This is a genomic window from Nocardia nepalensis (assembly GCF_048910785.1).
In the GTDB taxonomy this organism is placed as follows: domain Bacteria; phylum Actinomycetota; class Actinomycetes; order Mycobacteriales; family Mycobacteriaceae; genus Nocardia; species Nocardia nepalensis.
In genome coordinates this window covers 501,976-527,417 of record NZ_JBKBET010000028.1, presented here as the reverse complement: position 1 = coordinate 527,417, position 25,442 = coordinate 501,976, and the positions used below count along the sequence as shown (strand labels likewise).

General features: G+C 67.4%; 25 protein-coding genes. 14 read left to right on the top strand and 11 right to left on the bottom strand.

The genetic code is table 11. The annotated features are described in order from the left end of the window. Positions 1-23: 23 nt before the first annotated feature. From ACHQ4I_RS23165 to ACHQ4I_RS23155, 3 genes are all read right to left on the bottom strand, one after another. The gene (locus ACHQ4I_RS23165) at positions 24-839 is read right to left on the bottom strand and encodes an ABC transporter ATP-binding protein (protein WP_420773892.1); all 816 of its coding nucleotides are present in this window, start codon (positions 837-839) and stop codon (positions 24-26) included. Further along, positions 836-1,849 carry a FecCD family ABC transporter permease gene (locus ACHQ4I_RS23160; RefSeq protein WP_420774184.1) on the bottom strand — a complete coding sequence of 338 codons (1,014 nt, stop codon included), beginning with the start codon at positions 1,847-1,849 and terminating at the stop codon, positions 836-838. The genes ACHQ4I_RS23165 and ACHQ4I_RS23160 overlap by 4 nt, the downstream gene beginning before the upstream one ends. Positions 1,850-1,980: 131 nt before the next feature. Then, positions 1,981-3,054, bottom strand: a complete 1,074-nt coding sequence (locus ACHQ4I_RS23155) for a FecCD family ABC transporter permease (RefSeq protein ID WP_420773891.1) — start codon at positions 3,052-3,054, stop codon at positions 1,981-1,983. Between the two features lie 108 nt (positions 3,055-3,162). Here ACHQ4I_RS23155 and ACHQ4I_RS23150 point away from each other — a divergent pair, with 108 nt between their 5' ends. Continuing rightward, positions 3,163-3,867 (top strand): hypothetical protein, encoded by a 705-nt coding sequence (locus ACHQ4I_RS23150; protein WP_420773890.1) that lies wholly within the window; start codon positions 3,163-3,165, stop codon positions 3,865-3,867. Positions 3,868-3,873: 6 nt separating this feature from the next. Here ACHQ4I_RS23150 and ACHQ4I_RS23145 read toward each other — a convergent pair whose 3' ends face one another. Further along, positions 3,874-4,377 carry a nitroreductase family protein gene (locus tag ACHQ4I_RS23145; RefSeq protein ID WP_420773889.1) on the bottom strand — a complete coding sequence of 168 codons (504 nt, stop codon included), beginning with the start codon at positions 4,375-4,377 and terminating at the stop codon, positions 3,874-3,876. Between the two features lie 301 nt (positions 4,378-4,678). On the opposite strand from ACHQ4I_RS23145, the gene ACHQ4I_RS23140 reads away from it, so the two are divergent. The 5 genes from ACHQ4I_RS23140 to ACHQ4I_RS23120 all read left to right on the top strand — a co-directional run bounded on the left by ACHQ4I_RS23140 (position 4,679) and on the right by ACHQ4I_RS23120 (position 8,335). Continuing rightward, a complete protein-coding gene (locus tag ACHQ4I_RS23140) occupies positions 4,679-5,077 on the top strand; it encodes a PaaI family thioesterase (RefSeq protein WP_420774183.1) in 399 nt (132 codons plus the stop codon). A 67-nt stretch (positions 5,078-5,144) separates the two neighbouring features. Beyond that, positions 5,145-5,447 carry an urease subunit gamma gene (locus ACHQ4I_RS23135; protein WP_040689950.1) on the top strand — a complete coding sequence of 101 codons (303 nt, stop codon included), beginning with the start codon at positions 5,145-5,147 and terminating at the stop codon, positions 5,445-5,447. An 8-nt stretch (positions 5,448-5,455) separates the two neighbouring features. Next, positions 5,456-5,767, top strand: a complete 312-nt coding sequence (locus ACHQ4I_RS23130; protein WP_420773888.1) for an urease subunit beta — start codon at positions 5,456-5,458, stop codon at positions 5,765-5,767. 30 nt (positions 5,768-5,797) lie between these two features. Beyond that, complete coding sequence (locus ACHQ4I_RS23125) at positions 5,798-7,519, top strand: urease subunit alpha (RefSeq protein WP_420773887.1); 1,722 nt, start codon at positions 5,798-5,800, stop codon at positions 7,517-7,519. Between the two features lie 135 nt (positions 7,520-7,654). Beyond that, entirely contained in the window at positions 7,655-8,335 is a 681-nt protein-coding gene (locus ACHQ4I_RS23120; RefSeq protein ID WP_420773886.1) for an O-methyltransferase, read from the top strand. On the opposite strand, the gene ACHQ4I_RS23115 is transcribed toward ACHQ4I_RS23120, so the two are convergent. Together ACHQ4I_RS23115 and ACHQ4I_RS23110 are read right to left on the bottom strand one after the other, a co-directional pair. Beyond that, positions 8,325-9,335: a zinc-binding dehydrogenase gene (locus tag ACHQ4I_RS23115; RefSeq protein WP_420773885.1), complete on the bottom strand. Its 1,011-nt coding sequence runs from the start codon at positions 9,333-9,335 to the stop codon at positions 8,325-8,327. The two genes, ACHQ4I_RS23120 and ACHQ4I_RS23115, sit on opposite strands and share 11 nt — an antisense overlap. Positions 9,336-9,393: 58 nt before the next feature. Further along, the gene (locus ACHQ4I_RS23110; protein WP_420773884.1) at positions 9,394-10,071 is read right to left on the bottom strand and encodes a TetR/AcrR family transcriptional regulator; all 678 of its coding nucleotides are present in this window, start codon (positions 10,069-10,071) and stop codon (positions 9,394-9,396) included. A gap of 92 nt (positions 10,072-10,163) precedes the next feature. On the opposite strand from ACHQ4I_RS23110, the gene ACHQ4I_RS23105 reads away from it, so the two are divergent. The 3 genes from ACHQ4I_RS23105 to ACHQ4I_RS23095 all read left to right on the top strand — a co-directional run bounded on the left by ACHQ4I_RS23105 (position 10,164) and on the right by ACHQ4I_RS23095 (position 12,895). Next, positions 10,164-11,630, top strand: coding sequence for an MFS transporter (locus tag ACHQ4I_RS23105; RefSeq protein ID WP_420773883.1), 1,467 nt, complete (start codon positions 10,164-10,166; stop codon positions 11,628-11,630). 104 nt (positions 11,631-11,734) lie between these two features. After that, complete coding sequence (locus ACHQ4I_RS23100; protein WP_420773882.1) at positions 11,735-11,986, top strand: hypothetical protein; 252 nt, start codon at positions 11,735-11,737, stop codon at positions 11,984-11,986. Between the two features lie 39 nt (positions 11,987-12,025). Beyond that, entirely contained in the window at positions 12,026-12,895 is an 870-nt protein-coding gene (locus tag ACHQ4I_RS23095; protein ID WP_420773881.1) for an SDR family NAD(P)-dependent oxidoreductase, read from the top strand. Positions 12,896-12,905: 10 nt separating this feature from the next. Here the strand turns inward: ACHQ4I_RS23095 and ACHQ4I_RS23090 are convergent, their stop codons facing one another. After that, on the bottom strand, positions 12,906-14,012 hold the full coding sequence (locus ACHQ4I_RS23090) for an epoxyqueuosine reductase (RefSeq protein WP_420773880.1): 1,107 nt from the start codon (positions 14,010-14,012) through the stop codon (positions 12,906-12,908). 205 nt (positions 14,013-14,217) lie between these two features. Here ACHQ4I_RS23090 and ACHQ4I_RS23085 point away from each other — a divergent pair, with 205 nt between their 5' ends. The 3 genes from ACHQ4I_RS23085 to ACHQ4I_RS23075 are packed head-to-tail and all read left to right on the top strand — an operon-like array spanning position 14,218 to position 16,266. Further along, the gene (locus ACHQ4I_RS23085; protein WP_420773879.1) at positions 14,218-14,868 is read left to right on the top strand and encodes an urease accessory protein UreF; all 651 of its coding nucleotides are present in this window, start codon (positions 14,218-14,220) and stop codon (positions 14,866-14,868) included. Between the two features lie 41 nt (positions 14,869-14,909). Beyond that, positions 14,910-15,626, top strand: a complete 717-nt coding sequence (gene ureG / locus ACHQ4I_RS23080; RefSeq protein ID WP_420773878.1) for an urease accessory protein UreG — start codon at positions 14,910-14,912, stop codon at positions 15,624-15,626. Then, entirely contained in the window at positions 15,616-16,266 is a 651-nt protein-coding gene (locus ACHQ4I_RS23075; RefSeq protein WP_420773877.1) for an urease accessory protein UreD, read from the top strand. The genes ureG and ACHQ4I_RS23075 overlap by 11 nt, the downstream gene beginning before the upstream one ends. A gap of 148 nt (positions 16,267-16,414) precedes the next feature. Here ACHQ4I_RS23075 and ACHQ4I_RS23070 read toward each other — a convergent pair whose 3' ends face one another. Then, positions 16,415-17,149: a hypothetical protein gene (locus ACHQ4I_RS23070; RefSeq protein ID WP_420773876.1), complete on the bottom strand. Its 735-nt coding sequence runs from the start codon at positions 17,147-17,149 to the stop codon at positions 16,415-16,417. Positions 17,150-17,299: 150 nt separating this feature from the next. Beyond that, a complete protein-coding gene (locus ACHQ4I_RS23065) occupies positions 17,300-18,739 on the bottom strand; it encodes an NAD(P)/FAD-dependent oxidoreductase (protein WP_420773875.1) in 1,440 nt (479 codons plus the stop codon). A 177-nt stretch (positions 18,740-18,916) separates the two neighbouring features. On the opposite strand from ACHQ4I_RS23065, the gene ACHQ4I_RS23060 reads away from it, so the two are divergent. Then, the gene (locus ACHQ4I_RS23060; protein ID WP_420773874.1) at positions 18,917-20,440 is read left to right on the top strand and encodes a cytochrome P450; all 1,524 of its coding nucleotides are present in this window, start codon (positions 18,917-18,919) and stop codon (positions 20,438-20,440) included. On the opposite strand, the gene ACHQ4I_RS23055 is transcribed toward ACHQ4I_RS23060, so the two are convergent. Both ACHQ4I_RS23055 and ACHQ4I_RS23050 read right to left on the bottom strand, forming a co-directional pair. Next, positions 20,427-21,143 carry a serine hydrolase gene (locus ACHQ4I_RS23055; protein ID WP_420773873.1) on the bottom strand — a complete coding sequence of 239 codons (717 nt, stop codon included), beginning with the start codon at positions 21,141-21,143 and terminating at the stop codon, positions 20,427-20,429. The two genes, ACHQ4I_RS23060 and ACHQ4I_RS23055, sit on opposite strands and share 14 nt — an antisense overlap. A gap of 243 nt (positions 21,144-21,386) precedes the next feature. Further along, the gene (locus ACHQ4I_RS23050; RefSeq protein WP_420773872.1) at positions 21,387-21,584 is read right to left on the bottom strand and encodes a hypothetical protein; all 198 of its coding nucleotides are present in this window, start codon (positions 21,582-21,584) and stop codon (positions 21,387-21,389) included. A 265-nt stretch (positions 21,585-21,849) separates the two neighbouring features. Between ACHQ4I_RS23050 and recC the strand changes: the two genes are divergently transcribed. Then, the gene (gene recC / locus ACHQ4I_RS23045; protein WP_420773871.1) at positions 21,850-25,350 is read left to right on the top strand and encodes an exodeoxyribonuclease V subunit gamma; all 3,501 of its coding nucleotides are present in this window, start codon (positions 21,850-21,852) and stop codon (positions 25,348-25,350) included. The last annotated feature ends 92 nt before the right edge of the window (positions 25,351-25,442 follow it).

Genomic DNA, 25,442 nt, shown 5'->3' with positions numbered 1-25,442 from the left:
GTAACTGCCTGATAGCTGGTGTGTCATTTCTCATACCCCGGCAAAACATGCCGCGTTCCGATCGGCACGATCATCGGTCGGCCGGAGACCGGGTCCTCGAGTACGGACGCGTCGAGATCGAAGACCTCGCGCAACAGGCCGACATCGATGATGTCGGCGGGCGCACCCTGGGCGACGATACGCCCGTCGCGCATGACGATGAGTTGGTCGCTGTAGCGAATGGCCAGGTTCAGATCGTGCAGCACCATCACCACGGTGCGGCCGAGATCGTCGTGCAGGCGGTCGACCAGGTCCAGGACCTCGACCGAATGCGCGAGGTCGAGATAGGTGGTCGGCTCGTCGAGCAGCAGGATATCGGTGCCCTGGGCCAGTGCCATCGAGATCCAGGCGCGTTGGCGCTGCCCGCCGGACAACTCGTCGAGGGCGCGATCGGCCAGATCGGCGATGCCCGTCGCCGCGAGCGCGGACATGACCTCGTCTTCGTCGGTGGCCGACCACTGCCGGATCCAGGACTGGTGCGGATGACGCCCGCGCGCGACGAGATCCGCGACGGTAAGCCCCTCGGGCGCGACCGGCGACTGCGGGAGCATGCCCACGATACGCGCCACATCCTTGGTCTTCATCGACGAAATCGCCTTGCCGTCCAATAGGATTCGGCCCTGCCGCGGGCGCAGCAGCCGACCCAGTGAGCGCAACATGGTCGACTTGCCGCAGCCATTGGGGCCGATGACGGTGGTGATCACGCCGGGGGCGATATCGATGGTGAGTCCGTCGACGATGACGCGGTCGCCGTAGCCGAGGGTGACTTCCTGTGCGGAGAGCCGCGTGTCGGTGGTCATGACAGGGTCGCCTTCCGATTCATGCGCACGAGCAGGTAGAGCAGGAAAGGTCCGCCGAAGGCGGCGGTCACCACGCCGACCGGCAGATCGACCGGGAACAGCGAGCGCGCGGCCAGATCCGCGCCGACCACCAGGATGGCGCCGATCAATGCCGAACCGATGAGCGGTTCGCCGGGAGTTCGCAGCAGTCGGCGCGCGATCTGCGGTGCGGCGAGCGCCACAAATGTGACCGGACCGACCGAGGCGGTCGCGACGGATGCGGCGACCACGGCCGCGCCGATCAACAGCGTCTGCTGGGACTGGATCCGCACCCCGAGTACGCGCGTGGTATCGGTGCCGAGACGCAGTGCCGCAAGGGTTCTCGCGGAACCCACCGCCACCAGCGCGACAACGGCCAGTGCGAGGGCGGCCGGGATCAGCTTCGTCTGGTCCGCGCTATTGAGCGAGCCATTGAGCCAGAGTTGCGCGCGGGCCGCGTCCTGCAGGCTGGCGCGGGTGAGCAGAAAGCTGATGCCGGACAACAACAATGCGTTCATGCCGACACCGATCAGCACCAGCCGCATCGGCGTGACGCCGCGGTCGCCGGTCCGGCCGCGGCCCCAGGCGAGTAGGTAGATCGCGATCGCCGTGAGCAGACCACCCGCGAGCGCGGCCAGCGGAGCGCCGACGCTCGCGGCCAATCCCGTTGTCGCGCCCCCGGTTCCGACGAGTACCGCGACCGCGCCGAGACTGGATCCGGTGGTGATGCCGAGCATATCCGGCGCGGCGAGCGGGTTGTGCAGGATGGACTGGGTGATGGCACCCGCGATGCCGAGTGCCGCACCGACGACCAATGAGGTGAGCGCGCGCGGTAATCGGGACTCCAGCACGATGAAGCGCTGCGATCGGGTGCCGCCGCCGGTGAGCACATCCAATACCCGGCCGAGCGGAATGTGGGTGTCGCCGAAGGCGATATCGAGGCAGAACAGTGCGAGCAGCGTCGCGGCGAGCGCGAGAGCCATGAGCGCCATGGTCGGGCGGAGCACCAGAGAGACCGGACCGATCCGCAGCGCTGGCCGGACGCGGCGCAACGGTACGTGGGCGGCCGCTATCGACGACGAGGACTGTGGGGAAGCCACGCTGCCCCGCTGTGCCATGACCCTCACAGGCTCACCAGCTGCCTGCGGCGGACGAGCAGGATGAAGAACGGTGCGCCGAGGGCCGCGATCATCACGCCGACCTGTAATTCACCGGGACGCGCCACAATTCGTCCGATCACATCGGCGACCAGCAGTAGCAAGGCGCCGAGCAGTCCGGAATACGGGATCAGCCAGCGATAGTCCGGACCGGTGAAAACCCTTGCGATATGCGGCACTACCAGCCCGATGAACGCGATCGGACCGACCGCCGCCGTCGCCGCACCACACAGCAAAACGATCGCTGTCGATCCGAGTGCCCGACTGCGTCCGATATTCACCCCTAACCCGCGCGCGACCTCGTCGCCGAGGCTGAGCAGATTCAAACCGGGCGAGGCCGCGAGGGCCAGCACCAGACCGACCGCCAAGAACGGCAATACCTGCCAGAACACCTCGGCATCGCGTCCGTTCACGGTGCCGACCACCCAGAATCGGTAGCTGTCCAGCGCCGCATTGTCCAGCAGCACAATGGCATTCGTCATCGCCTGCAGGAATGCGGTCACCGCGGCGCCGGCCAGCACCAAACTGAGCGGGCTGGCCTTGCCGCCGCCGATCGCCGACACCCCGAACACGACCAGCCCCGCGATCATCGCCCCCGCGAAGGCGAACCAGATGTACTGCTCGGGCGCGGTGAGCGCGAACAGGTAAATGCTCAGCGCCGCAAGGAATGCCGCGCCCGCGTTCAGCCCGAGCAGTCCGGCGTCGGCGAGCGGATTGCGGGTATAGCCCTGGATGAGCGCACCCGCGATACCCAGTGCGAGTCCGGTGACCAGCCCAAGTGCGGTGCGCGGCAGGCGAAGTCCGCGCACGATTTCCTCCGCCGTCGATGCGGCTGGGCAGTGGAACGGTCCGTCCGCGCAGGTGAGGGCGTTGTGCACGGCGTCGAACACGGTACCGGGGGAAAGCGATCGGGTGCCGATCGCGATGCTGGCCACGGTGGCGAGCAGGAGCAGCGCGATCAGCAGGATGAGCCCGAGTCGACGCCGACGCGCTGGATTCGTTCGTCGCGCCCCCCGCGCGATGGTGCCTGTTGCCGTCACAGCGACGAACTACTCCTGACTCGATGTGTGGTGTCCGGTTGCTAGGTCTGGTAAGCCTAACCTATCTTTCGATGCGACCCGATTACGCAGCCGACCCGAGGAGGTTCGATGCCCGAGCCAGTGATGCCGCGCCGGTCCCAGGTGGCGTTCGGGAACTCGTGCGCCCGGCTGCGGTCGCTACAGCCCGAACATCCCCGGGTGTACGCGGTGGCGGCGATGTCCGAGCAGGGCAAGCGACGCTGGTGGCGGCTCGCCGACGGGCTTCGCGAAGGCCGGATCGAGCTGATGTATCGGCGCCACGCCGCGGAGATGATCAGTGCCGATACCGCCGCCGAAGTGGTGGCGACCGCGCTGATCCACGCGGTGATCGGCCGGGTGGTCGCCCTGCTGGTTGCCGAGGGTCGCGCGTGGGATCCGGGTCTCGAGAACCTGTGGATCCACGCCGACAATGACGGCGGCATCGATTGGGCGGGCTTGGCCGACACCACGATTCGCGTACTCGACGGCGATCGGCTGGCGGGGGAGTCCGGGGTGGTGACATTGCCGTGCGAGCAGGCGATGTACGTCTGGCTCGCACATCGGTGCGAGCCGTCGCTGCGGTTGATCCAGGGCACGTTGGCGGGTTGTGCGGGTCTCGGCGAACGCCGGTTCTGGTCGCTCGTGGGCGAATCCATTGTCGGCGCGGCCACTTACGTGCCGGATCTGGCACGGACGGATTCAGTGGTCGGCGCGCGGCGTGGTGAAGGGTTGCTGCTGGCGCTGGAAGAGCGTGGTCTGCCGGTGCGACGTGCCGTGGGGTGCTCGGTTCGGTAGGTGTGCCTACTTCCAGGTGAGCAGGGCTGATCCGGGCAGTCGTCCGGTCGGGATGGCCGACGGACTCCGGTGCCGGTGTGGGTCTCGGCGGCCGATGGCAATCGCGTGGTGCGGCAGCCAGCCGGGTTGGATGTCGAGCAGTGCGGCCACCCGGGCGACGTTTTCGCTGGGGTGAAATGTGGTCACGCAGCTGCCGAGGCCGTGGTCGTGGGCGGCCAAGCACAGCGACTGGCAGATGCGACCCATATCGAATTCGGTATCGGTGAAACCGTTATCCGCGGAGAGCAATACGAGGGTCAACGGTGCCTCGGCGAGATGGACCGCGTAGTGGCCGAGCCTGCTCAGCTCATTGCGCAGCGCGTCGGTGGTCACCGCGATGAACCGCCACGGTTGGCGGTTGCGTGCCGAACCGGTCCACCGGGCCGTGTCGATGATGTCCTCGATGGTCGTGCGCGAGACGGGTTCTGGCAGAAAGTGTCTGGTAGACCGCAGGGTTCTGATCGCATGCACCGTCGCGAGCCTAGTGCGATACCGCAACGAGTTGCCTTATTAGGTAAGCCTGACCTATGATATGGGTGGCGTTGGGATCGGCCGAGCGTTCCGGAGGGCTGCCGTGAACCCCCGATCCATTGCCGCGACGGGCTCCACTCGGGTGTGGAGCCCGTCGCTCTGTATCGGGCGTCCGGAACCCCGGGAAGTAGCCCACCGGGGAGCATCCTGCGAGGGCCGGGACACGCTGTGCCAAGGTGAATGCATGACACAGCAGGAAGTTGCCGGCATCCAATCGCTGGCCGACATCACGCCGGAGCTGATGACCGAGCTCAGCAAGAATACCTTCACCGATGTGATCGGCCTCGAATTCACCGAGGTCACACCGGATCGGGTGCGCGGGGAGCTGACCGCGGGGCCGCAGCTGCAGCAGTTGGCCGGCATCGTCAACGGTGGCGTGTACTGCACGATCATCGAATCCCTCGCCAGCGTCGGCGGCGGCGTCTGGTACAACGCCCAGGGCAATAAGGGCACCGTGGTCGGGGTGAACAACAACACCGACTTCCTGCGCTCGGTGCGCGAGGGCAAGGTCTTCGGTGATGCGACCCCGCTGCACCGCGGCCGGTTGCAGCAGCTGTGGCAGGTCGTGCTCACCGACGACCGGGGACGCACGGTGGCGCGCGGCCAGGTGCGGTTGCAGAACCTGCCCGCCAGGGATTGACCGGCACCTCCGACACGGTCGTGCCAGAATTACCGTCACCCTGATCCACGACCGGTGAGGAGCCCGGATGCGACTGTCACCGCACGAGCAGGAACGGCTGCTGCTGAGCTACGCGGCCGAACTGGCCCGGCGCAGGCAGGCGCGTGGGCTGAAGCTGAACCATCCGGAGGCGGTCGCGCTGATCACCGATCACGTGCTAGAGGGCGCCCGTGACGGACGCACCGTCGCGGAGCTGATGTCTTCGGGGCGAACAGTTCTCACGCGCGCCGACGTGATGGAGGGCGTGCCGGAGATGATCCACGACGTGCAGGTCGAGGCCACCTTCCCGGACGGCACCAAACTGGTCACTGTGCACCATCCGATCGGTTAGGGGTGGCGATGATTCCGGGTGAATACCTCTGTGCCGAGGGCGCTATCGAGCTGAACGCGGGTGCGGACCGCATCGAACTCGATGTGATGAACACCGGCGATCGGCCGATCCAGGTCGGCAGCCACGTGCACTTCCCGCAGGCCAATGCCGCGTTGCGTTTCGATCGGGCGGCCGCGCACGGGCGTCGGCTCGATATCCCCGCCGGAACCGCAGTCCGCTTCGAACCCGGTCTCGGACAACGAGTGTCGCTGATCCCGCTCGGCGGCGCCCGCGAGGTCCACGGCATCAGCTCGACGCCGCCCGGACGCCTCGATGACTGACAGCGCGCGGATCCCGGGAGGTAGGACGCGATGAGTGAGCTGAGCCGCGCACGGTATGCCGAACTGTTCGGCCCCACCACCGGCGACCGAATTCGCTTGGCGGACACCGATCTACTGGTCGAGATCACCGAAGACCGCAGCGGCGGACCGGGTCTCGCGGGTGACGAGGCCGTTTTCGGCGGCGGCAAGGTGTTGCGCGAATCGATGGGCCAGGCCCGCGCGACCCGTGCCGAGGGCACCCCCGACACCGTGATCACCGGAGTGGTCATCATCGACCACTGGGGAATCATCAAGGCCGACGTCGGAATTCGTGACGGCCGCATCTGCGCGATCGGCAAGGCGGGCAATCCGGACACCATGAACGGGGTGCATCCCGATCTGGTGGTCGGCCCGAACACCGAGATCATCGCGGGCAACGGCCGCATCCTCACGGCGGGCGCGATCGACTGTCACGTGCACTTCATCTGTCCGCAGCTGATGGACGAGGCACTCGGCGGCGGCATCACCACGCTGATCGGCGGCGGCACCGGACCAGCCGAGGGCAGCAAGGCGACCACCGTGACGCCCGGATCCTGGCATCTGGCACGGATGCTCGAGGCCACCGACGGCTGGCCGATGAATATCGTGCTGCTGGGCAAGGGTAATACGGTCAGCGGCGAATCCATGTGGGAGCAATTGCGGGGCGGCGCAGCGGGTTTCAAGCTGCACGAGGACTGGGGATCCACCCCGGCCGCGATCGACGCCTGCCTCACCGTCGCCGATGCGGCGGGCGTGCAGGTGGCGCTGCATTCGGACACGTTGAACGAGGCCGGATTCGTCGAGGACACCCTCGCCGCCATCGCGGGCCGCGGTATCCACGCCTATCACACCGAAGGTGCGGGCGGCGGGCACGCGCCCGACATCATCACCGTCGCCGCACATCTCAATGTGCTGCCCAGTTCAACCAACCCGACGCGCCCGCATACGGTCAATACGTTGGACGAGCACCTGGACATGCTCATGGTGTGCCACCACCTCAGCGCGTCCATCCCGGAGGATCTCGCCTTCGCGGAGAGCCGGATCCGTCCCTCCACCATCGCCGCCGAGGATCTGCTGCACGATCTCGGCGCGATCTCCATGATCGGCAGCGACTCCCAGGCCATGGGCCGCATCGGCGAGGTGGTCATGCGCACCTGGCAGACCGCCCACGTCATGAAGCGCCGCCGCGGTGCGCTGCCGGGCGATGGCGCTGCGGATAACGCTCGGGTGCGCCGCTATATCGCGAAATACACCATCTGCCCGGCCATCGCGCACGGCCTCGACGAGGAAATCGGTTCGGTGGAGGTCGGCAAACTCGCCGACCTCGTTCTCTGGGATCCGGCGTTCTTCGGTGTCCGCCCACATGCCGTCCTCAAGGGCGGCGCGATCGCCTGGGCCGCCATGGGTGACGCCAATGCCTCCATCCCCACCCCGCAACCAGTATTGCCGCGCCCCATGTTCGGCGCGGCACCCCTGGTCGCCGCGGCGACTTCCCTGCACTTCGTCTCCGAACAGGCCATCGACGACGGTCTCGCCGAACGCCTGGGCCTGCGCCGAAAACTGGTGCCCGTCAAGAATGTTCGCCGCGTCACCAAGGCGGATATGCCGAATAACGACGCGATGCCGCGCATCGAAGTCGACCCGGACACCTTCACCGTGCGCATCGATGGCGAGGTGTGGACCGAGCAACCCGCCACCGAGCTGCCCATGGCGCAGCGCTATTTCCTGTTCTGAAACGACGTGCCGGTCCGGCCGGGGTGGTGGCGCTCGCTGCGGCATCCTCTCGATGAATCGGGCTCGGCGTGGTTTCACCCGATTGCTGGAGCCCGGTTTGGCCGGTATTCCGGTATCCGGTGGCAGACTGCGACTATGACGACGTTCGAGTGGGCCGACGTGGACAGCTACATCGTGGACTCTCTGGTGGGGAGCGAGGATTCGACCGCGACGGCAGTGGCCGCGAATGCGGCGGCCGGGCTGCCCGCCATCGACGTATCACCGGCGCAAGGGAAGTTCCTGCATCTGATCGCGCGATCCGTGGGTGCGCGGCGGGTGCTGGAGATCGGGACGCTCGGTGGGTACAGCACGATCTGGTTGGCGCGGGCGGTGGGTAAGGACGGCCAAGTGGTCACCCTGGAATTCGAGCCGCGGCACGCACGGGTGGCACGCGAGAATCTGGATCGGGCCGGGGTCGGGGAGCGGGTCGAGATCCGGGTGGGCGCGGCGCTGGACAGTCTGCCGGTGCTGGCGGATGAGGATCCGGAGCCGTTCGATCTGGTATTCATCGACGCCGACAAGGTCAACAACTCGAACTATGTGCTGTGGGCGCTGCGGCTGACCCGCCCCGGATCGGTGATCATCGTCGACAATGTCGTGCGCGATGGCGCTGTCGCCGATGAGCATTCGGACGACCCGGCCGTGCAGGCCAGCCGCGACCTGATCGACCTGATCGCCGCCGAACCCAGCCTCGACGCCATCGTCCTGCAAACCGTCGGCAGCAAAGGCTGGGACGGCTTCGCCTACGCCGTCGTCAACGGTGAGCTCACCGACTGAGCGGTGCGGGCACCGGCGGTTGTGCCTGAAGTACCACCTTGCCGACGGTGCCGCGCGTCTCCAGTGCGCGGTGCGCTCCTGCCGCGTCGTTGAGTGGGAAACGCTGGAGGGCGGGTCGCAGTCGACCGGCTGCGGCCTCGGCCATGGCCTTGTCCTCGAGCGGGCGCAGATCGCCGCCGACGCGCTCGAGCAGGCGCGGTCCGACGACCACTGCGGAGGTGATGCCGCGTTCGGCCTGTTCCTCCTCCGGAAGCGATAGCGGCGCACCATTGGCCGCACCGTAGCTGAGGTGCTGCCCACCCTTGCCGAGCAGATCGATTGCGGCGCGGCTTAGCTCACCGCCGACGCCGTCGAACAGTACGGTGGCGCGACTGTTGCCGAGTCGCGTCCGGACCTGGTCGGGCCAGTCGGGGAGTAGGTAATCGATCGCGATATCCGCGCCATTGCGTTGCACCAGTTCGACCTTCGCGGCCCCACCGGCCAGGCCCACCACCGTGGCACCGACGCTCTTCGCGTACTGAACCAGTAGCGTTCCGATTCCGCCCGCCGCGGCCGTCACCACCGCGACACTATCGGGTCCGAGCTCGGTGAACTGCAGGATGCCCAAGGTGGTGCGCCCGGTGCCGATGATCGCGACCGCTTCGGCCGCATCGAGATCGGCCGGAATCTCGTGCAGCCGATCGGTTTCCGTCACGGCCAACTCCGCATAGCCACCGGGGACCGCCCCGAGATGCGCGACGACCCGCCTGCCGAGCCAGGACGCGTCGACATCCGGCCCGATCCGGTCCACGGTCCCGGCGACCTCACGGCCCGGGATGGTGGGCAATTGCGGCAGCGGGTACGGGCCGGGTTCGCCTCTGCGCAACGCGGTATCGACGACGTGCACGCCCGCCGCCGCGACCCGGATCAGCACTTGGCCCGGCCCCGGCACCGGATCGGGAACCACTTCGTAGCGCAGGTTCTCGGCCGGTCCGAAGGCATGAAGGCGGATGGCGTGCACGGCGACTCTCTTTCGTTTGGCGATCGAGTCAACCCTGCAACCTGAAGTGCCATTCAGGTCAAGGCGCGTTCGTCTGCACGCAACGGGCCTCGAAACCGTCGCAGAGCGCGGACAGTCCGAGATACAGCAGATCCTCCGAGGTCAGATCGCTGACGCCGCTGCCGTCCAGATCGGCGAGCGCGGGCGGAATCGGCAGCTGTGATTTTCCTTCCAGCAGCGCCCGCAGTCCATTGGAGCCTTCTGGATTCATGCCCTTGCGCGCGACCAGCGCACCACTGATATGCGGAAGGGTGGCCCCGGAGATGTAGTTCCACACGGCGAAGGCCATGGTGGCCGCCTCGCGAGTCGACACATTCAACTCGCGCAGGCCCTCGACCAGCCACGCGAAGCATGCCAGGCCCTGCGGGCCGAAACTGTAGCGGGGCATGGCGAAGGTGAGCAGCACCCAAGGATGCTGCTGGTAGAGCGCCCAATCGATCTCGGCGGCAATGCGGACCCGGTCGCGCCAGGTCCAGTTCTTACCCTCCGGCGACGGATACGGGTTGCGGGCCGAGATCTCATCGGTCATCAGGGCGAGCAGTTCGTCCTTATTCGCGACGTGCCGGTACAGCGACATGGCGCCGACACCCATCCGCTCGGCGATATGTCGCATGGACAACCCGTCGAGACCTTCCTCGTCGGCGAGGGTGATCGCGGTGTCGACGATGGCGGCTCGGGTGAGCTTCGGCTCAGTCATCCCATGACTCGCTTCCAGTTTTCGGGCCGGATGCGTACACTGTACCCGGACTGACGCGTACGCCGTACGCGACACGGGAGAGGACGTTCGGAATGACTCAGGTGGACGCCGCGCGGGTGGTGACCGCGCCGACGGGTTCGCGGCGTGCATGGCTCGGCCTCGCGGTGCTGCTGCTGCCGGTGTTGCTGGTGTCGATGGATATCTCGGTGCTGTTCCTGGCCATGCCGACGCTGACCCTCGATCTCGATCCGTCGGCCGCCCAGCAGCTGTGGATCCTCGATATCTACGGCTTCCTCATCGCGGGCCTGCTCATCACCATGGGCAATCTCGGCGACCGGATCGGGCGGCGCAATATTCTGCTGGCCGGTGCCTCGGTCTTCGGCGTCGCGTCGATCATCGCGGCCTTCGCACCGAGTGCGGTGGTGCTGATCATCGCGCGGGCGCTGATGGGCATGGGTGGTGCGACCCTGCTGCCGTCGAGTCTCGCGCTGATCTCGAGCCTCTTCCCGAAGGCCCGCGAACGCGCCGCCGCGATCGGTGTGTGGACCGCCTTCTTCGCGGGCGGATCCGCGGTCGGTCCGATTCTCGGCGGGGTACTGCTGCACCACTTCTGGTGGGGCTCGGTCTTTCTCATCAACATTCCGGTGTTGCTCATCCTGCTGGCCTTGGGGCCGTTTGTGCTGCCCGAACATCGCTCGGGCGTGGTCGGTCCGCTCGATATTCCGAGCGTCGTGTTGTCGATCGGCGGCATTCTGCCGGTGGTTTACGCGGTCAAGCGGATCGCGGCGGAAGGGTTCGACGTCGAATCGATCGTCATCGGACTGATCGGCGTCGTGCTGCTGGCCGTCTTCGTGCGACGGCAGCGGCAGCTGACCGAACCGCTGCTGGATCTGCGGCTCTTCCGGCGGGCGCAGTTCACGGTCGCCATCGGGTCGAGTCTGGTCGGCATGATGTCGCTGGCGGCGATGAGCTATCTGACCAGCGTCTATCTGCAATCGGTGACCGGCCGCGAGCCGCTGGCGGCCGCGCTGCTCGGGATTCCGATGGCCATCGCGGTGTTCGTATGCTCGATGTGCGGTGCGCGGGTCGGGCACAAGCTCGGGGTGCGCTCCACCTTCGTGCTGGCGTTGCTGGCATCGGCGCTCGGCAATGTGATGCTGATCGGCGTCGGCGTGGACGGCGGAATCGGCTGGTACCTGGCCGGATCCACGATCGCCGGAATCGGTTACGGCCTGGCGTTCACCTTGGTGTCGGATGTCGCGGTCTCCTCGGTGCCGCCCGAGCGGGCCGGTTCCGCGGTCGGGATTTCCGAGACCAGTTTCGAACTGGGCAACGCGCTCGGCCTCGCACTGCTGGGTTCGGTTGCGGCACTGGTCTTCCGGTCCGGCGGTGACTATTCGTCCACCCTCGGCGAGACCATCCAGGATGCGGACGGGAACACCGCGATGATCGATTCCGCGCGCGAATCCTTCGTGTCCGGAATGCATGTGGCGACCTCGGTCGGTGCGGTGCTGTTGGTGGTGATGGCGGCGGTCGCCGCGTTCGCACCGCGGCGCTGAACGGCGCGCCTCTCCGGGATTTCGACGCACTGCCGAAGCTGTTCGAACCCGCCATCCTGATCACCACACCGACATCGAGTCGCTGTGTGGGCCGGGAGGAGTTCGTGGCGACGGCGCAAGCGCGGGCCCGTCAGTTCGATTCAGGGCCGCGAACTCGGCTGGTCGAGCAGACGACCTTCGAGCTGGGCGGCCATTACTGGCTGACTTCGGCGCGATGGACGCTGTCGCTGGGCGAGCGGTCCTTCGATATCTACAGCGACTTCCTGGTCCGTCGCGCGGACGACGGGCTGCGGATCGCGGCGTATCTGGCCCGGCAGGATCTGCCGGAGCTGCTGCGCGCGGTCGATCATGGATAGGGGAGGTGCGCGCGCCGGATGGCGCATACAGTCGAGGAGGTGAACGACACTCCCGCTTCGGGCAATGGCCGCCCGCTCGCCGAGCGGGTGGCGAGTTGGCTGCTGTATCCGACCTCCCGGCCGCGCGAGAAATCCCTGCGCGAGGCGGTCGCGGGCCGGATCGTGCTGGTGACCGGCGCCTCGCACGGCATCGGCAAGGCCAGCGCGCGCAAACTGGCCGGGGCCGGTGCAGTGGTGCTGTTGGTGGCGCGCTCGGCCGACGACCTCGAGCAGGTCGCGGCCGAGATCACCGCCGAGGGCGGCGCCGCGCACGTGTACCCGACCGATATGACCGATATGGATGCCGTCGAAAAGCTCGGCCGCGATCTGCTGGCCGAGCACGGTCACATTGATGTGCTGATCAATAACGCGGGCAAGTCGATTCGCCGCTCGATCGACGAGTCCTACGAGCGCTTCCACGATTTCACGCGCACCATCGATGTGAACTATCTCGGTCCGGTCCGCCTGTTGCTCACCTTGCTGCCGAGCATGCGCGAACGCAAACAGGGCCATATCGTCAATATCTCCACCTGGGGCGTGCTCATGCCACCCGCCCCGCGGTGGGCCGCCTACGGTGCGTCGAAATCCGCCTTCGACGTCTGGTTACGCAGTGCCGCAGCCGAAATCGCGGCCGACAAGGTCACCACCACCTCCATCTACATGCCCCTCGTTCACACCAGGATGAGCGCCCCGACCGACTTCAGTCGCATTCCCGGGCTGACCGTCGACGAAGCCTCCGATCTGGTCTGTCATGCGGTGGCCGCCAAGCCACGGGAGATCGCGCCTTGGTGGTCGCCCGGTATCCAAGCCTGGTCCGATCTGACTCGCGGACAGGCGCAGCGTTTGATGGAGCGTGCCTTCCGCCGCTAGATAGCCGCGGTCAGTCCGATTGGTTGCGCGGGCGCGGGCGCGGGCCGATCTGATCGAGCAGGACATTGACCTCGTCCGGGAACCCATTGGTCACGGCCTTCGGTGTCTTATTCGGGAACCGGCGCGTGACGTGCTCTTCTGCGGCGGATCCCGGTAGTACGTAGACGGGTTCGGGCTTGTTCTGCAATGGACGGACGACCTCGTCGAGGTGGCTCTTGCGATCGTCGAGGTAGGCGCCGATCACGTCCTCGCCAGCCGGGCACACGGCCATGCAGTAACCGGCCTTGTAATTGGGTTTGAACGACAGGCTCTGCCACATCGAGAACGATTCGCCGGTGGTGACGCGTTCCCGGTACTCGGCGGCGCTGTCGCTATCGGCGACGGTTTCGGCCCAATCGGTGAAGCCGCCCATGAACTCTCGGTAGTTGTGCGTGTAGCAGGCCTGGAAATCGAAGCCGCCGTCATTGGTGATCGCGCCGACCGGACATGCGGAGACACAGAGCTTGCATTCCAGACACGGATTGAAATCCAGCGACGCGCTCGGCTCGTCGATCACCGCATCGGTGACCACCGTGCCGAGCAGAATGAAGTTGCCGAACTTCGGGTGAATGACGTTGCGGTGAATGCCCATAACGCCCAACCCGGCCGCCTCGGCCACCACCTTGTGTGCGATCACCCAGATGCGACCGGGAAACTTGTCGACCTCCATCGGATATCCGGGAGCCGGGTAGACGGCACGGTATCCGGCGTCCTGCAGCGCCCTGGTGATGCGGCGCGACACCTCATTGGTTTGGTCGTCGGCGTGGTTGAACTCGGTATTGGCGAGGCTGCGCATGGTGCTGCGCAGGTTGTCCCGGTTCATCCGGACGCAGAAGGCCACGAATGTGCGTGCGGAGGGCAGGATTTCGCGCGCATGCTCGAGTTCGACGGCCACCCGCGGGTCGTCGACCGGCACGAAGCCCACATCGTCGGCTCCGGCCTCGAGACAGAGTTCGCGCAGCCGCGACACGCTCAGCACCGGATCCGGTGTCGGACGCGCCCGTTCGGCCATCCGCTTGACGGTCGGATGCTCCGCGAGCCGACCCTGCCCTGTTGATTCCTGGTTCACTGCCGACATCGGCCCTCCTCGTTAGCGCGAGACCGGCACGGCCTCAGGAAGATAGACCCCGCCGAACACCAGAACTCATCGCACTCCGGGCGTGTCGTGAGGATAGAGCCCCATTCGCATCCGCGTGCCGATCGCTACCCCGTACCGGTCCGAAGATCAGGTGTGGCCCGGCCGGGGTGCGGGAGCCCGGCCGTGTCACACATAGGATCGACTGATGGACAGATCGGGGAGCAGTGGGTTGGCGACGTTGTTCGCGTTGGCCGACTCGCGGCTGCCGATCGGGGGGCATGTGCACTCCGGGGGTGTGGAGGAGGCGGTGGCTTCCGGGGTCGTGCGCGACGTCGCGACCGTCGAGTCGTACTTACGGCGGCGGATCCGGACATCGGGGCTGGTGGCGGCGTCGTTGGCGGCGGCGGTATGTGCGGGGAAGTTGGATGCGGTGCGCGCGGAAGCCGAGGCAGATGCGCGGACTCCGGCTCCGGCCGCGCGGACGGCGTCGCGGGCGCAGGGGCGCGGGCTGGTTCGGTTGGCGAAACAGGTTTGGCCGGGCGAGGATTGGGCGGTTCTCGGTGTGCGGCCGCATCTGTCCACGGCGTTCGGCGTAGTCGGGCGAATCTGCGGGGCGACTGCGGAAGAAGCCGCGGCAGTGGTCGTCTATACGACCATGACCGGAGCCGCGACGGCGGCGCAGCGATTGCTGGCATTGGATCCCGCGGCGGTCGCCGCGTGCACGATCCGGCTCGGCGAACTGTGCGACCGAACCGCCGCCGCGGCCGCGACCGGACTCGCCGCGCTCTCGGACCCGCTGCAGGACGTGCTCGCACAGCGACACCTCGTGCGTGATATGCCCCTGTTCGCGTCCTAGCCCCGCGATCGGGAAGGATGCAGGGCGGAAAGGAGCGCGATATGCCACCCCATCTGATCGACGGCGAACCGCACGATCACTCCCACGACCGTCCCAAGCGTGCGCGCACCCCCGGCGAGGCGCTGCGCATCGGCATCGGCGGACCCGTCGGTTCGGGCAAGACCGCCCTGGTGGCAGCCCTGTGCCGGCAGCTGCGCGACGAACGCTCACTCGCGGTGCTGACCAATGACATCTACACCACCGAGGATGCCGACTTCCTGCGCCGCCATGCGGTGCTGCCGGACGAGCGGATCACCGCCGTACAGACCGGCGGCTGCCCGCACACCGCGATTCGCGACGACATCACCGCGAACCTCGACGCCATCGACGATCTGATCGCGGCCAACCCGCCACTGGACCTGATCCTGGTGGAATCCGGCGGCGACAACCTCACCGCCACCTTCTCCTCCGGCCTGATCGATGTGCAGATCTTCGTCATCGATGTGGCGGGCGGCGACAAGGTGCCGCGCAAGGGCGGCCCCGGCGTGACCTTCTCGGATCTGCTGGTGATCAATAAGACCGACCTCGCCCCGCTGGTCGGCGCCGACCTCGCCGTAATGGAGCGCGACGCGGCGAAGGTGCGCGAGGGCCGCCGGACCGCGATGATCTCGCTGACCGAGGACCCGGCCGCCACGCCCGTGCTCGCCTGGGTGCGCGAGCAACTGCAGGCGATCGGCGAGCAGGATAAGTCGGCCACCGAATCCGCTGTTGCGCACTGAGGTTCGCATTGTCGCGGCCGTCGACACGCTGCCCGAGATCCACGCGAGCGGCGGGCTTGCGGTGCGGCGCACGGGCCCGGATACCGTCCATCTGATCGGCACCGCGGCCACTCCGCTCGGTGGTGACGAACTCGATATCGAGATCGTGGTCGGCGCGGGCGCACGGTTGATCGTGCGCTCGGTCGCGGCCACCATCGCACTGCCCAGCGCGGCGACGCCACTGTCATTGGCGCACTGGCGTTTCGACGTCGCGGGCGAGCTGGATTTCGAGCCGGAGCCCACGATCGTGGCGGGCGGCGCGCACCATCACACCGTCACCGAGGTGCGGTTGTCATCCGAGGCGCGGCTACGGTTGCGCGAACGGGTGCAGATCGGCCGCACTGGTGAGGACGGCGGCGGCTGGCGCGGCGATCTCATCGCCGATGTCGGCGACCTGCCGCTGCTGCGGCACCGGCTGGAACTCGGCGCGGGCGGTCCGACGGACGACAGTCTCTCCGCGCCAAGGGCATTGGACAGCGAACTCGTCTACCCCGACGACCGGCCCGCGGAAACGATCGACCTGGCCGTGTCCCGCCTCCCGCTGGCCATCGGCGGGACGCTGTCCACCCGAACCGGCGTGCTGCTCGACGCTAACCGATAGCTTCCCCATCGCCGACCAGGAATGTGTCGTCGGTCACAGCTGCGTGGTTGCTCGGACCCCAACGGGTGTAGCGGCGGTCCGGGTGGGGGAATGAGAAAGGTGGGAACCCGACAGCGTCGTCAGGTTCCCACCCTGGTCCGGACCTCGGTCAGTCGCCCACGACCATGACCCGCGACGGCGCGAAGAACCCATTGACCGCGCCAACGGCCGCACCGGCCGCCGCCCCGAGGACGGCTGCTGGGACCGCTATCGCTGCCGCGCCGACCCCCGCGCCGAGTAGGGGGCCCGCGAAGAGGCCGACCGGCAGGAGCGTGAGTCCGGCGACCAATCCCACTGCGGCGCCCGTCATTGCGGAGGACGCCGCGAACGGGGTCGACGCCGCCGCCCCCGCCAGCGCACCCATCGCGGCGGTGCCGATGGCTTGCCCGGCGATCCGGTCCGAGCGGCTGCGCTCCATCCCGATCGAATCGAAGAACGTCGCCAGATCGGCCTCGGCCAAGGCGGCGCTGTCGTTGATCTGGATCGCTTGATCCTGGTTGATCCAGTCCGGCGCGTCGACGACGACGTCACCGAACCGGAACATGCCCGGCGGCGGCGCGATCGGCGGCACCGGAGCCACCGGGACCGGCGGATGCAGTACGCCGACTGGCGCGAGGTATCTACTTTCCGGTGCGGGCCGTGACCACTGCAGCGAACTCTTGGTGTCGTCCGGAATCTTCAGGCCCTCATATGGCGTCACGTTGGGCGCGTCGGCCGCGGGCCATTGCACCTTATGCTCGGGCTGAGTCACCGTATTCGACTGCGCGGGTTCGGCATTCGCGGTGCCCGTCCCCACCAGCGCCAGCACCAGCGGTACCGCGCCCGCCGCGACCATCGTCCCCATCTTCTGCCGCTGTGGGTTAGGAGCTCGGTGCTTACCTGTCCCCATACATCGCCTTTCATCGGGAGAAATGTCAATCCACATTCGGACCCGAGGGATCTCCGGATGGGTGGAATTTCTGACTCGGCGAAATTCGATGTAGCTGATGCGGGCTCAGCCGACCCTGCGGTCGCCCGCCTTCTCGGTGAGCGCGGCCTTCCCGTTCTCCGCTGGCGGCGCACCGAGCGCGGCCGCGAGTTCGTCGGCCTCTTGTTGATCGGCCTGCACCGCCTCCACCGCGAGCCGGGCGAACACCCACTGCTCGGTGGCGGCCATCTGCCCGCGGGTGCGGCCGAGGAAGGTCACGAACCACTGGATGACGGTGATGATCCGGCTGCGGTAGCCGACGAGGTAGTAGAGGTGCAGCGCCAGCCAGGCCAGCCACGCGATGAACCCGCCGAACTCCAGCTTGCCGACCTGGCAGACGGCGCTGAACCGCGACACCGTCGCCATACTGCCCTTGTTGAAGTACTTGAACGGCTTGCGATCCTGCGGCGCTTGGCCCTTCAGCCCGGCCTTGATCTGCTTGGCCGCGTAGGTCGAGCCCTGGATCGCGCCCTGTGCCTGACCGGGCACATTCGGCACCGACATCAGATCGCCGACGACGAAGACGTTCGGATGCCCCTTGACCGTGAGATCGGGTTCGACGATCACGCGACCGGCACGATCGACCTCGGTGCCGTCGGACTGTTCGGCGAGCATCTTGCCCAACGGGCTGGCCTGCACACCGGCCGACCACACCTTGCACGAGGATTCGATGCGACGCACCGTGCCGTCGGCGTCCTTCACCGTGACGCCGTGCGCGTCGACATCGGTGACCATGGCGTTGAGCTGGATCTCCACGCCCATCTTCTCCAGCCGCCGCTTCGCCTTACCGCCCAGCTTCGGGCCCATCGGGCCGAGTACCGCGCCCGCGCCCTCGACCAGGATCACCCTGGCATCGCGCGGATCGATGTTGTGGAACGTGCCTTCCAGGGTCCGGTCGGCGAGTTCGGCGATCTGACCGGCCAATTCGACACCGGTGGGTCCGGCGCCGATCACCACGAAGGTGAGCAGCCGGTCCCGCAGTTCCTGCGTGGTGGCCAGTTCGGCCCCTTCGAATGCGCCCAGGATGCGCGCGCGTAGCTCTAGCGCGTCGTCGATGGTCTTCATGCCGGGGGCGTAGGTGGCGAACTGGTCGTTGCCGAAGTAGGACTGCTGCGCGCCGGTCGCCACGATGAGGCTGTCGAAATGGGTGACGGTGTTCTGGTTCAGCAGCTGCGAGGTGACCGTCTGCTGCTCGAGGTTGATATCGATGACGTCGCCGAGCAGCACCTGTGCGTTCTTCTGCTTGCGCAGCACCAGCCGGGTCGCGGGGGCGATCTCGCCGACGGAGAGGATGCCGGTGGCCACCTGGTAGAGCAGCGGCTGGAACAGGTGGGTGGAGGTCTTCGAGATCAAGGTGACATCGACATCGGCCCGCTTGAGGTGCTTGGTTCCGAACAAGCCGCCGAAGCCCGACCCGATCACCACCACCCGGTGGCGATGATTCTCCTCGACAGACTGAGTGCTCATCGTCGGTGCTCCTCAAACCTGGGGTGCGGCCCCTCGAACGTTGCTGACCCGACTTACGGTAGTCGGCGCCCTCTTGGCCGTCACGGCGAGATCCCGGTTGCTGATGTGCCGATCTTTTCGAGCGAACGAATGTGAGAAAGAGAATACGATAGATCCTGTCGTTCAGGGAGGTTTGTCATGGTCGCTGGGGGCCGTGTCGTCCGCATCCGCAGCGGGAATGGAAAGCCCAGCGTGCGGCTCGAATCCGAGAATGCGTCGCTGATCGACGTCCCGGACGACCAGCTGATCGACCGACTGCTGCGCCTGGTTCCCGAGCGGCCTCGTGTGCTCGCCACACCGCCACGCGGTAGTACCGCGACCGCGGTGCGCGGCGATATCGGACTTCCCTATTTCGGGCGGGGGCTGCACTATCTGCGGTGGGGCCCGGCCGAGATGATGCAGCGGTATCGCCGATATGGCCCGGTGACGCTGAATTCATCGCTGGGATTGGACCGGGTGCTGGTCTGCGGACCGGAGGCGATCGATGAGGTGCTCGGCAAGCGCCGTCGCGACTTCGGCCAGGGGTGGGATTACTTCATCGGCTCGTTCTTCGTGCGTGGACTACTACTGCTCGAATTCGACGAGCACATGTTCCATCGCCGGATCATGCAGCAGGCCTTCACCAGGGAGCGGCTGGAGGCGCATCTGGCGACATTGACGCCGGTCGCGCGGGCGGCCATCGACCGTTTGGTGCCGGAGCAGGGGCGCTCGGTGCGGCTCTATCCGACGATCAAGGAATTGACCCTGGAAATCGCGGGCGAGGCCTTTATGGCCGTCGATGTCGGGGCGCAACGCCGCAAGCTCATCGATGCGTTCATCGACTGCACCCATGCCGGGCTCTCGATCATTCGCCATCCGGTGCCCGGTGGTAATTGGCGCGCCGGGCTGCGCGGACGCAAGGTGCTCGAGCAGTACTTCACCGAAATGCTGCCGCAGAAGCGGCGGATGGAATCGGCGGATTTCTTCTCCGGACTGTGTCATGCGCGCACCGAGGACGGCGCCGAATTCAGCGACGCGGATGTGGTGAACCACATGATCTTCCTGATCATGGCCGCGCACGACACAACCACGACCACCGCCACCGCCGTGGCCTACTACCTCGGCAAACACCCCGAATGGCAGCGGCGGGTGCGGTCCGAAGTGCTGACCATCGATGCCGAAATCGGCAGTGCGGCACCGACGATCGCCGACCTGGACCGGATGCACGACCTGGATCTGGTCGTCAGGGAGAGCCTGCGGTTGATGCCACCGGTGCCGGGCCTGGTGCGACGTGCGGTGCGCGACACCGAAATTCTCGGCCATTACATTCCGGCTGGCACGCCCGTCGATTGCGTGTACCACATCAACCACTTCCTGCCGGAGCTGTGGACCCGGCCGGAAGTGTTCGATCCCGAACGTTTCGGCGAAGCGCGGCGCGAGGACAAATCGCATCGACTCGCCTGGATGCCATTCGGGGCGGGTGCGCACAAATGCATCGGCATGCACTTCGGGACCCTCGAGGTGAAGACGATCATCGCGGCACTGATCCGCGATTACGAGTGGGAGCTCCCGGAGGATTACCGAATGCCGTGGGGGTTCACGACAATTCCGTTCCCCCGGGATGGTGCGCCCGTGTTATTGCGTCCCCGAGCGGATCGCTCGAAGCGGCTCAGCGTCCGCTGAACAGCAGTTCGGCGACCTTGGTGTCGGTGGCCGCGCCCTCGGTGTATCCGCCATCGCTACCGAGCGAACTCATGATGGCCAGGGTGTAGCGCTCACCGGGACCGGCGAAGCCGACCGAATTGACCACCCAGCCGCCCTGTTCCTCGGACCAGCCGTTCTTGAGGCCGGGCCGCATTGCCGCGCCCGCGCCCCAGACGCCCCAGTGCTGGTTGCTGTCGACCGCGCGCATCCGGTCGAGCAGATAGTTCCGGTCGTCGGGATGCATATGGTTGAACACCGAGTCCATCAGCCGATCCAGATCGGCGGGGGTGCACTTCTGGAACGACCAGTCCGGGAACATCGCGGTATTCGTCGGCTGCGGAACCAGCGTCACCATGCCATTGGCGCGGAAGGCATTGTTGTAGGCCATCCGATCGATGCCCGCGTACTTGTTCCAGAGGATGTCGGCGGCCTGGTCATTGGAGGTGGCGAGCATCGATTCCATCAGGGCCCGATCGTCGGGGCCGAGGCCGATCGCGCCTGCCCGCGCGCGGTTGAGCAGATCGACGGCGATCGCCAGTTTGATGGTGGAGGCGGTCCAGACCGAATTCTCCGCGTTCTCGTTCGCGTACACCCCGCCGCTGACCCGATCTCGGACGACGTAACCCGTTACACCGGGCCGATTCTTCAAATACGCGTCGACAGCGGCGATTCGGCTGCTCATATCGCAATCGAAACCGGCGAGGCAGCCCTGTGTATGCGCCGGGGGCGCGGCAAAGGCCGACGGAATCAGCGCGGGGGTAGTCGGGACCAAGATCGCCGCAACGGCGAGGACAGAGGCGGAGGCGTGACGCACGAGGCAACACGATCGCACATCGGCGGGCTCGACGCACGTCTTGAGCTCTGCCCTGCGCTGTGGTACTGCCCGCGTTGCGCGCTTGCACCACAGCGTCTTTCGCTGGAGCGCCTAGTGAAAGGCCGCGTGTAGTTCCTCGACAGTGCGCCCGTTGAGGCGGTAGCAATGGGCGAAGGCCTCGGCATGTTGGTCGCGGGGCCAGGTGTGTAGCACGACAGTACGGCCGTATGAGCGCGAGTTGACCAGCTCCCATCTGTCGCCGACGCGACGGACCGTGAACCCGCCTTTCGGAACCAGGGGAATCACCATCGCCATCATTGAACGCGAACCAGCCTTTCGTGCAGCTATCCCGTTCCTCCCCCGGATGAGCACTGTTGCACATCGAGCACGCCGATCCGAGGTGACACGACGAAGTAAATCGTTCGCGTGTGGCTTATTTCACTCTCGCGAGAGTGGGGCCGGAAGGTTGCGTGCTGGTCGCTGGGCGTATAAACGTGCGGGAGCGCCGAGGCGTGCGGATAGGTGACTTGACGCGCAGTGCGGACATACCGGACCAACCGACGAGAGGGCGCACATGCCGCTGCACATCCATCGTGCCGAGCGCGCCGATGCGTTGGCGGGGTCGCTGGCCGCGCTGCTTGCCGAGCCGTTGCCGGACGCCTTCGCGGCCGAGGTGGTCGCCGTGCCGGCGAAGGGTGTCGAGCGGTGGCTGACGCAACGGCTGTCGACCGTGCTCGGCGTGTCGGGGGGTTCGGATGGCGTTGCCGCGAATATCGAATTCCCCTCTCCCGGTGCGTTGGTCGCCGAGGTGCTTGCCGCGGCGAGCGGGGTGGCGCCCGAGGCGGATCCGTGGGCATCGGAGCAGGTCGTGTGGACATTGCTGCGGGTTATCGACGCGTCGTTGGCCGAACCGTGGAGTGCGGTGCTCGCGCGGCATCTCGGGGTCGGGCAACCGGCCGGGCATCGCGTCGGTCGCCGGTACGCCACCGCCGCGCATCTGGCGGCGTTGTTCGAGAGCTACGCGGCGCAGCGGCCCGGGTTGATCATGGATTGGGCCGGCGGTTCCGACACCGATGGCGCGGGGCGCGCGGTGCCGGATGACCTGCTGTGGCAACCGCAGCTGTGGCGGCGGTTGCGGGCCGAGGTCGGGGTGGCGAGCCCGGCCGAGCGGCTGGATGCGGCCTGTGCGCGGTTGCGGGCCGAGCCGGAGCTGATCGATCTGCCCGAGCGGGTGTCGTTATTCGGGGTGACGCGGTTGCCGACCGATCAGCTGGCGGTGTTGACGGCATTGGCCGAGCGGCGCGAGGTGCATTTGTGGCTGGCGCATCCGAGTCCGGCGATGTGGGCGGAGTTGGGCGGGCTGGCTGCTGCGGTGGCGCGGGGCGAGGATGTCAGCGCGACGGTGGTCCGGCATCCGCTGCTGGCGGGGCTCGGGCGTGACGTGCGGGAGCTCCAGCAGCGGCTCATCGGCGCGGGCGCTGTCGACGAGCACCATGTGGCTGTCGGCGGCGCGGACCGGATTCCTCCGGCGATCGGCGGTCCGAACGTTTCGTCCGATCACGCTGCGGGGGAACGTATTTCGATCGGCGCTGAAATCCGCCCACCTGAGGCGCGCGCCAGCGATGGGGTGATCGGCGGCGTCGCGTCTGATGACGGCTCGACACACGCTGGCCGGGGAGCTTCGGGCCGAACGCTATTGGCTGCCCTGCAGTCGGGGATTCGGGACGACATCTGGCCGCCGGTGCCCGCGCGGTTCGACGATGGCACCGTGCAGGTGCATTCCTGCCATGGACCGGCGCGGCAGGTGGAGGTGTTGCGGGAATGCCTGCTCGGGCTGTTCGCGGCGGACCACACGCTGGAACCGCGGGATGTGCTGATCATGTGCCCCGAGGTCGAGGCGTATGCGCCGCTGGTGCGGGCGGCGTTCGGGCAGAAGACGGTGGGATCGGTTGAGTCGGTGGGGGATTCGGCCCATCCGGCGCATCTGCTGCGGGTGCGGCTCGCCGATCGCGGGCGCGGGGTGACCAATCCGATGCTCGCGGTGATCGCGGTGCTGCTCGAGCTCGCCGACGGGCGGGTGACGGTGACCCAGGTCTTGGATCTGGCGGCGTCGGAAACCGTCCGGCGCCGTTGTGGTTTCGATGACGACGATATCGAGCGATTGCGCGAGTGGGCGGCCGAATCCGGGGCGCGCTGGGGGATCGGGCAGCGCCAGCGGCAGGCGTTCGGGCTGGCCGACTTCGCGCAGAATACGCTGAACAGCGCGGTGGATCGGATCCTGCTCGGCGTTACCGCGGACGAATCCCGCGAGGACTGGCTGGATCTCGCGCTGCCGCTGGACGATGTGGACAGCAACGATGTCGACCTCGCCGGTCGGTTCGCCGAATTCATCGACCGGCTCGCGGTGTGCCTGCGCGACCTGCGCGGGCCGCGTCCGGCACATGAATGGGCCCAGATCCTCGGCCGCTGCCTCGATCTGCTCACCGATGTGCCCGACAGTCAGGCGTGGGTGCGCACCGAGGCCCGCCGCGAGCTGGCCGCGGCCACCGACCATGCGGGCGATGTGCTGCTGCGGCTTGCCGATGTCGGTGTGCTGCTGTCGAGTCGGCTCGCGGCGCGACCGACCAGGGCGAATTTCCGGACCGGCGAGCTGACCGTGTGCACGTTGGTGCCGATGCGTTCGGTCCCGCACCGGGTGGTAGTGCTGCTCGGACTCGACGACGAGGTCTTCCCGCGCATCAGCGGTGTCGACGGTGACGATGTGCTCGCGCGCAATCCGCTACTGGGCGAACGGGATGCGCGCAGCGAGGACCGTCAGCTGCTGTTGGACGCGGTGCTCGCGGCCACCGAACAGCTGCTGATCTTCCACACCGGCGCCGATCCGGTGACCGGCGCGCACCGCCCACCGGCCATACCGGTCGCCGAATTGCTCGACGCTCTGCGCGCGCACGTGGGTGCGGACGGCATGGAGGCGGTGGTGACCCGACATCCGTTGCAGGGCTTCGACCGCCGCAATTTCCGCGCCGAGCGCCCGTTCAGCTTCGACACCGTCGCGCTCGCCGGGGCGCAGGCCGCCGGACAACCCGCGCGGCCGCGACCCGCATTCCTGCCCGAGCCGTTGCCCGCGGCCGAACCGACCGATGTCGCACTGGCCGATCTGATTTCGTTCGTCGAGCATCCGGTGCGGGCGTTCCTGTGGCAGCGGCTCGGTCTGCGCGTTCCCGAACACGAGGAGGACATCGCCGACCGGTTGCCCATCGAGCTCGACGGCCTCGCGAAATGGGAACTGGGCGAACGACTTCTGTCCGCGCGGCTGACCGGCGCGGACCCGTCGACGCTGCGGGCTGCGGAGTGGCGGCGAGGGACGTTGCCGCCGTTCGGATTCGGCGGCGCGGTCCTCGACGAGGTCGAATCCACGGTGGACAAGCTCGTCCGAGCGGCGCTGCCGGAGTACGCGGCCGCGCCGCGTGCGGTCGATATCGCGGTGGATCTTGGCAATGGCCGCCGACTCACCGGCACGGTGCCCGAGGTGCGCGGGGAATCGCTGGTTCGCACCACATTCTCCCGGCTGGCACCGAAACATCGCATCGCCGCATGGGTTTCGCTGCTCGCCCTAGCAGTCACCGAGGATCGCAGCTGGCGGGCCGTCACCACCGGACGTGGCCAATTCGGCCGCCCCGCATGGCGTTCCGAGCTCATCGCGCCGGAACCGCCTGCCGCACTGGCGATCCTGCGTGAGCTGGTGCGGTTGCGTGACGCCGGCCTGACCGAACCGCTGCCGATCGCCCCCTCCGCTACCGCCGTCTACGCCGAACGCCGCTTCCGTGGCTCGAATGCCGACGAGGCCGTCACCGCCGCCGAACGCGAATTCAACGGCGGTCCCAACGGCCCCGGCCCCTTCGGCGACCACACCGACCGCCACCTCCGCTACATCTGGGGCCCGGGCCCCCGCCTCGAACACCTCATGGCAACCCCCGCTCCCGCGGGCGAGCCTGGCGAAACCACTCGCTTCGGCTCCCTGGCCCGGCGCATGTGGGCCCCACTGCTCGCGGCCGAGAACCAGGGGCAGCCGTGACCGGCCTCGAGTCGGCGGATTCGTCGATGCGGCTCGCTCGCCGGGCGGTGGCCTGCGGCGGCTCGGGTTCGCCTGACTGCGTGGGCTTTTCG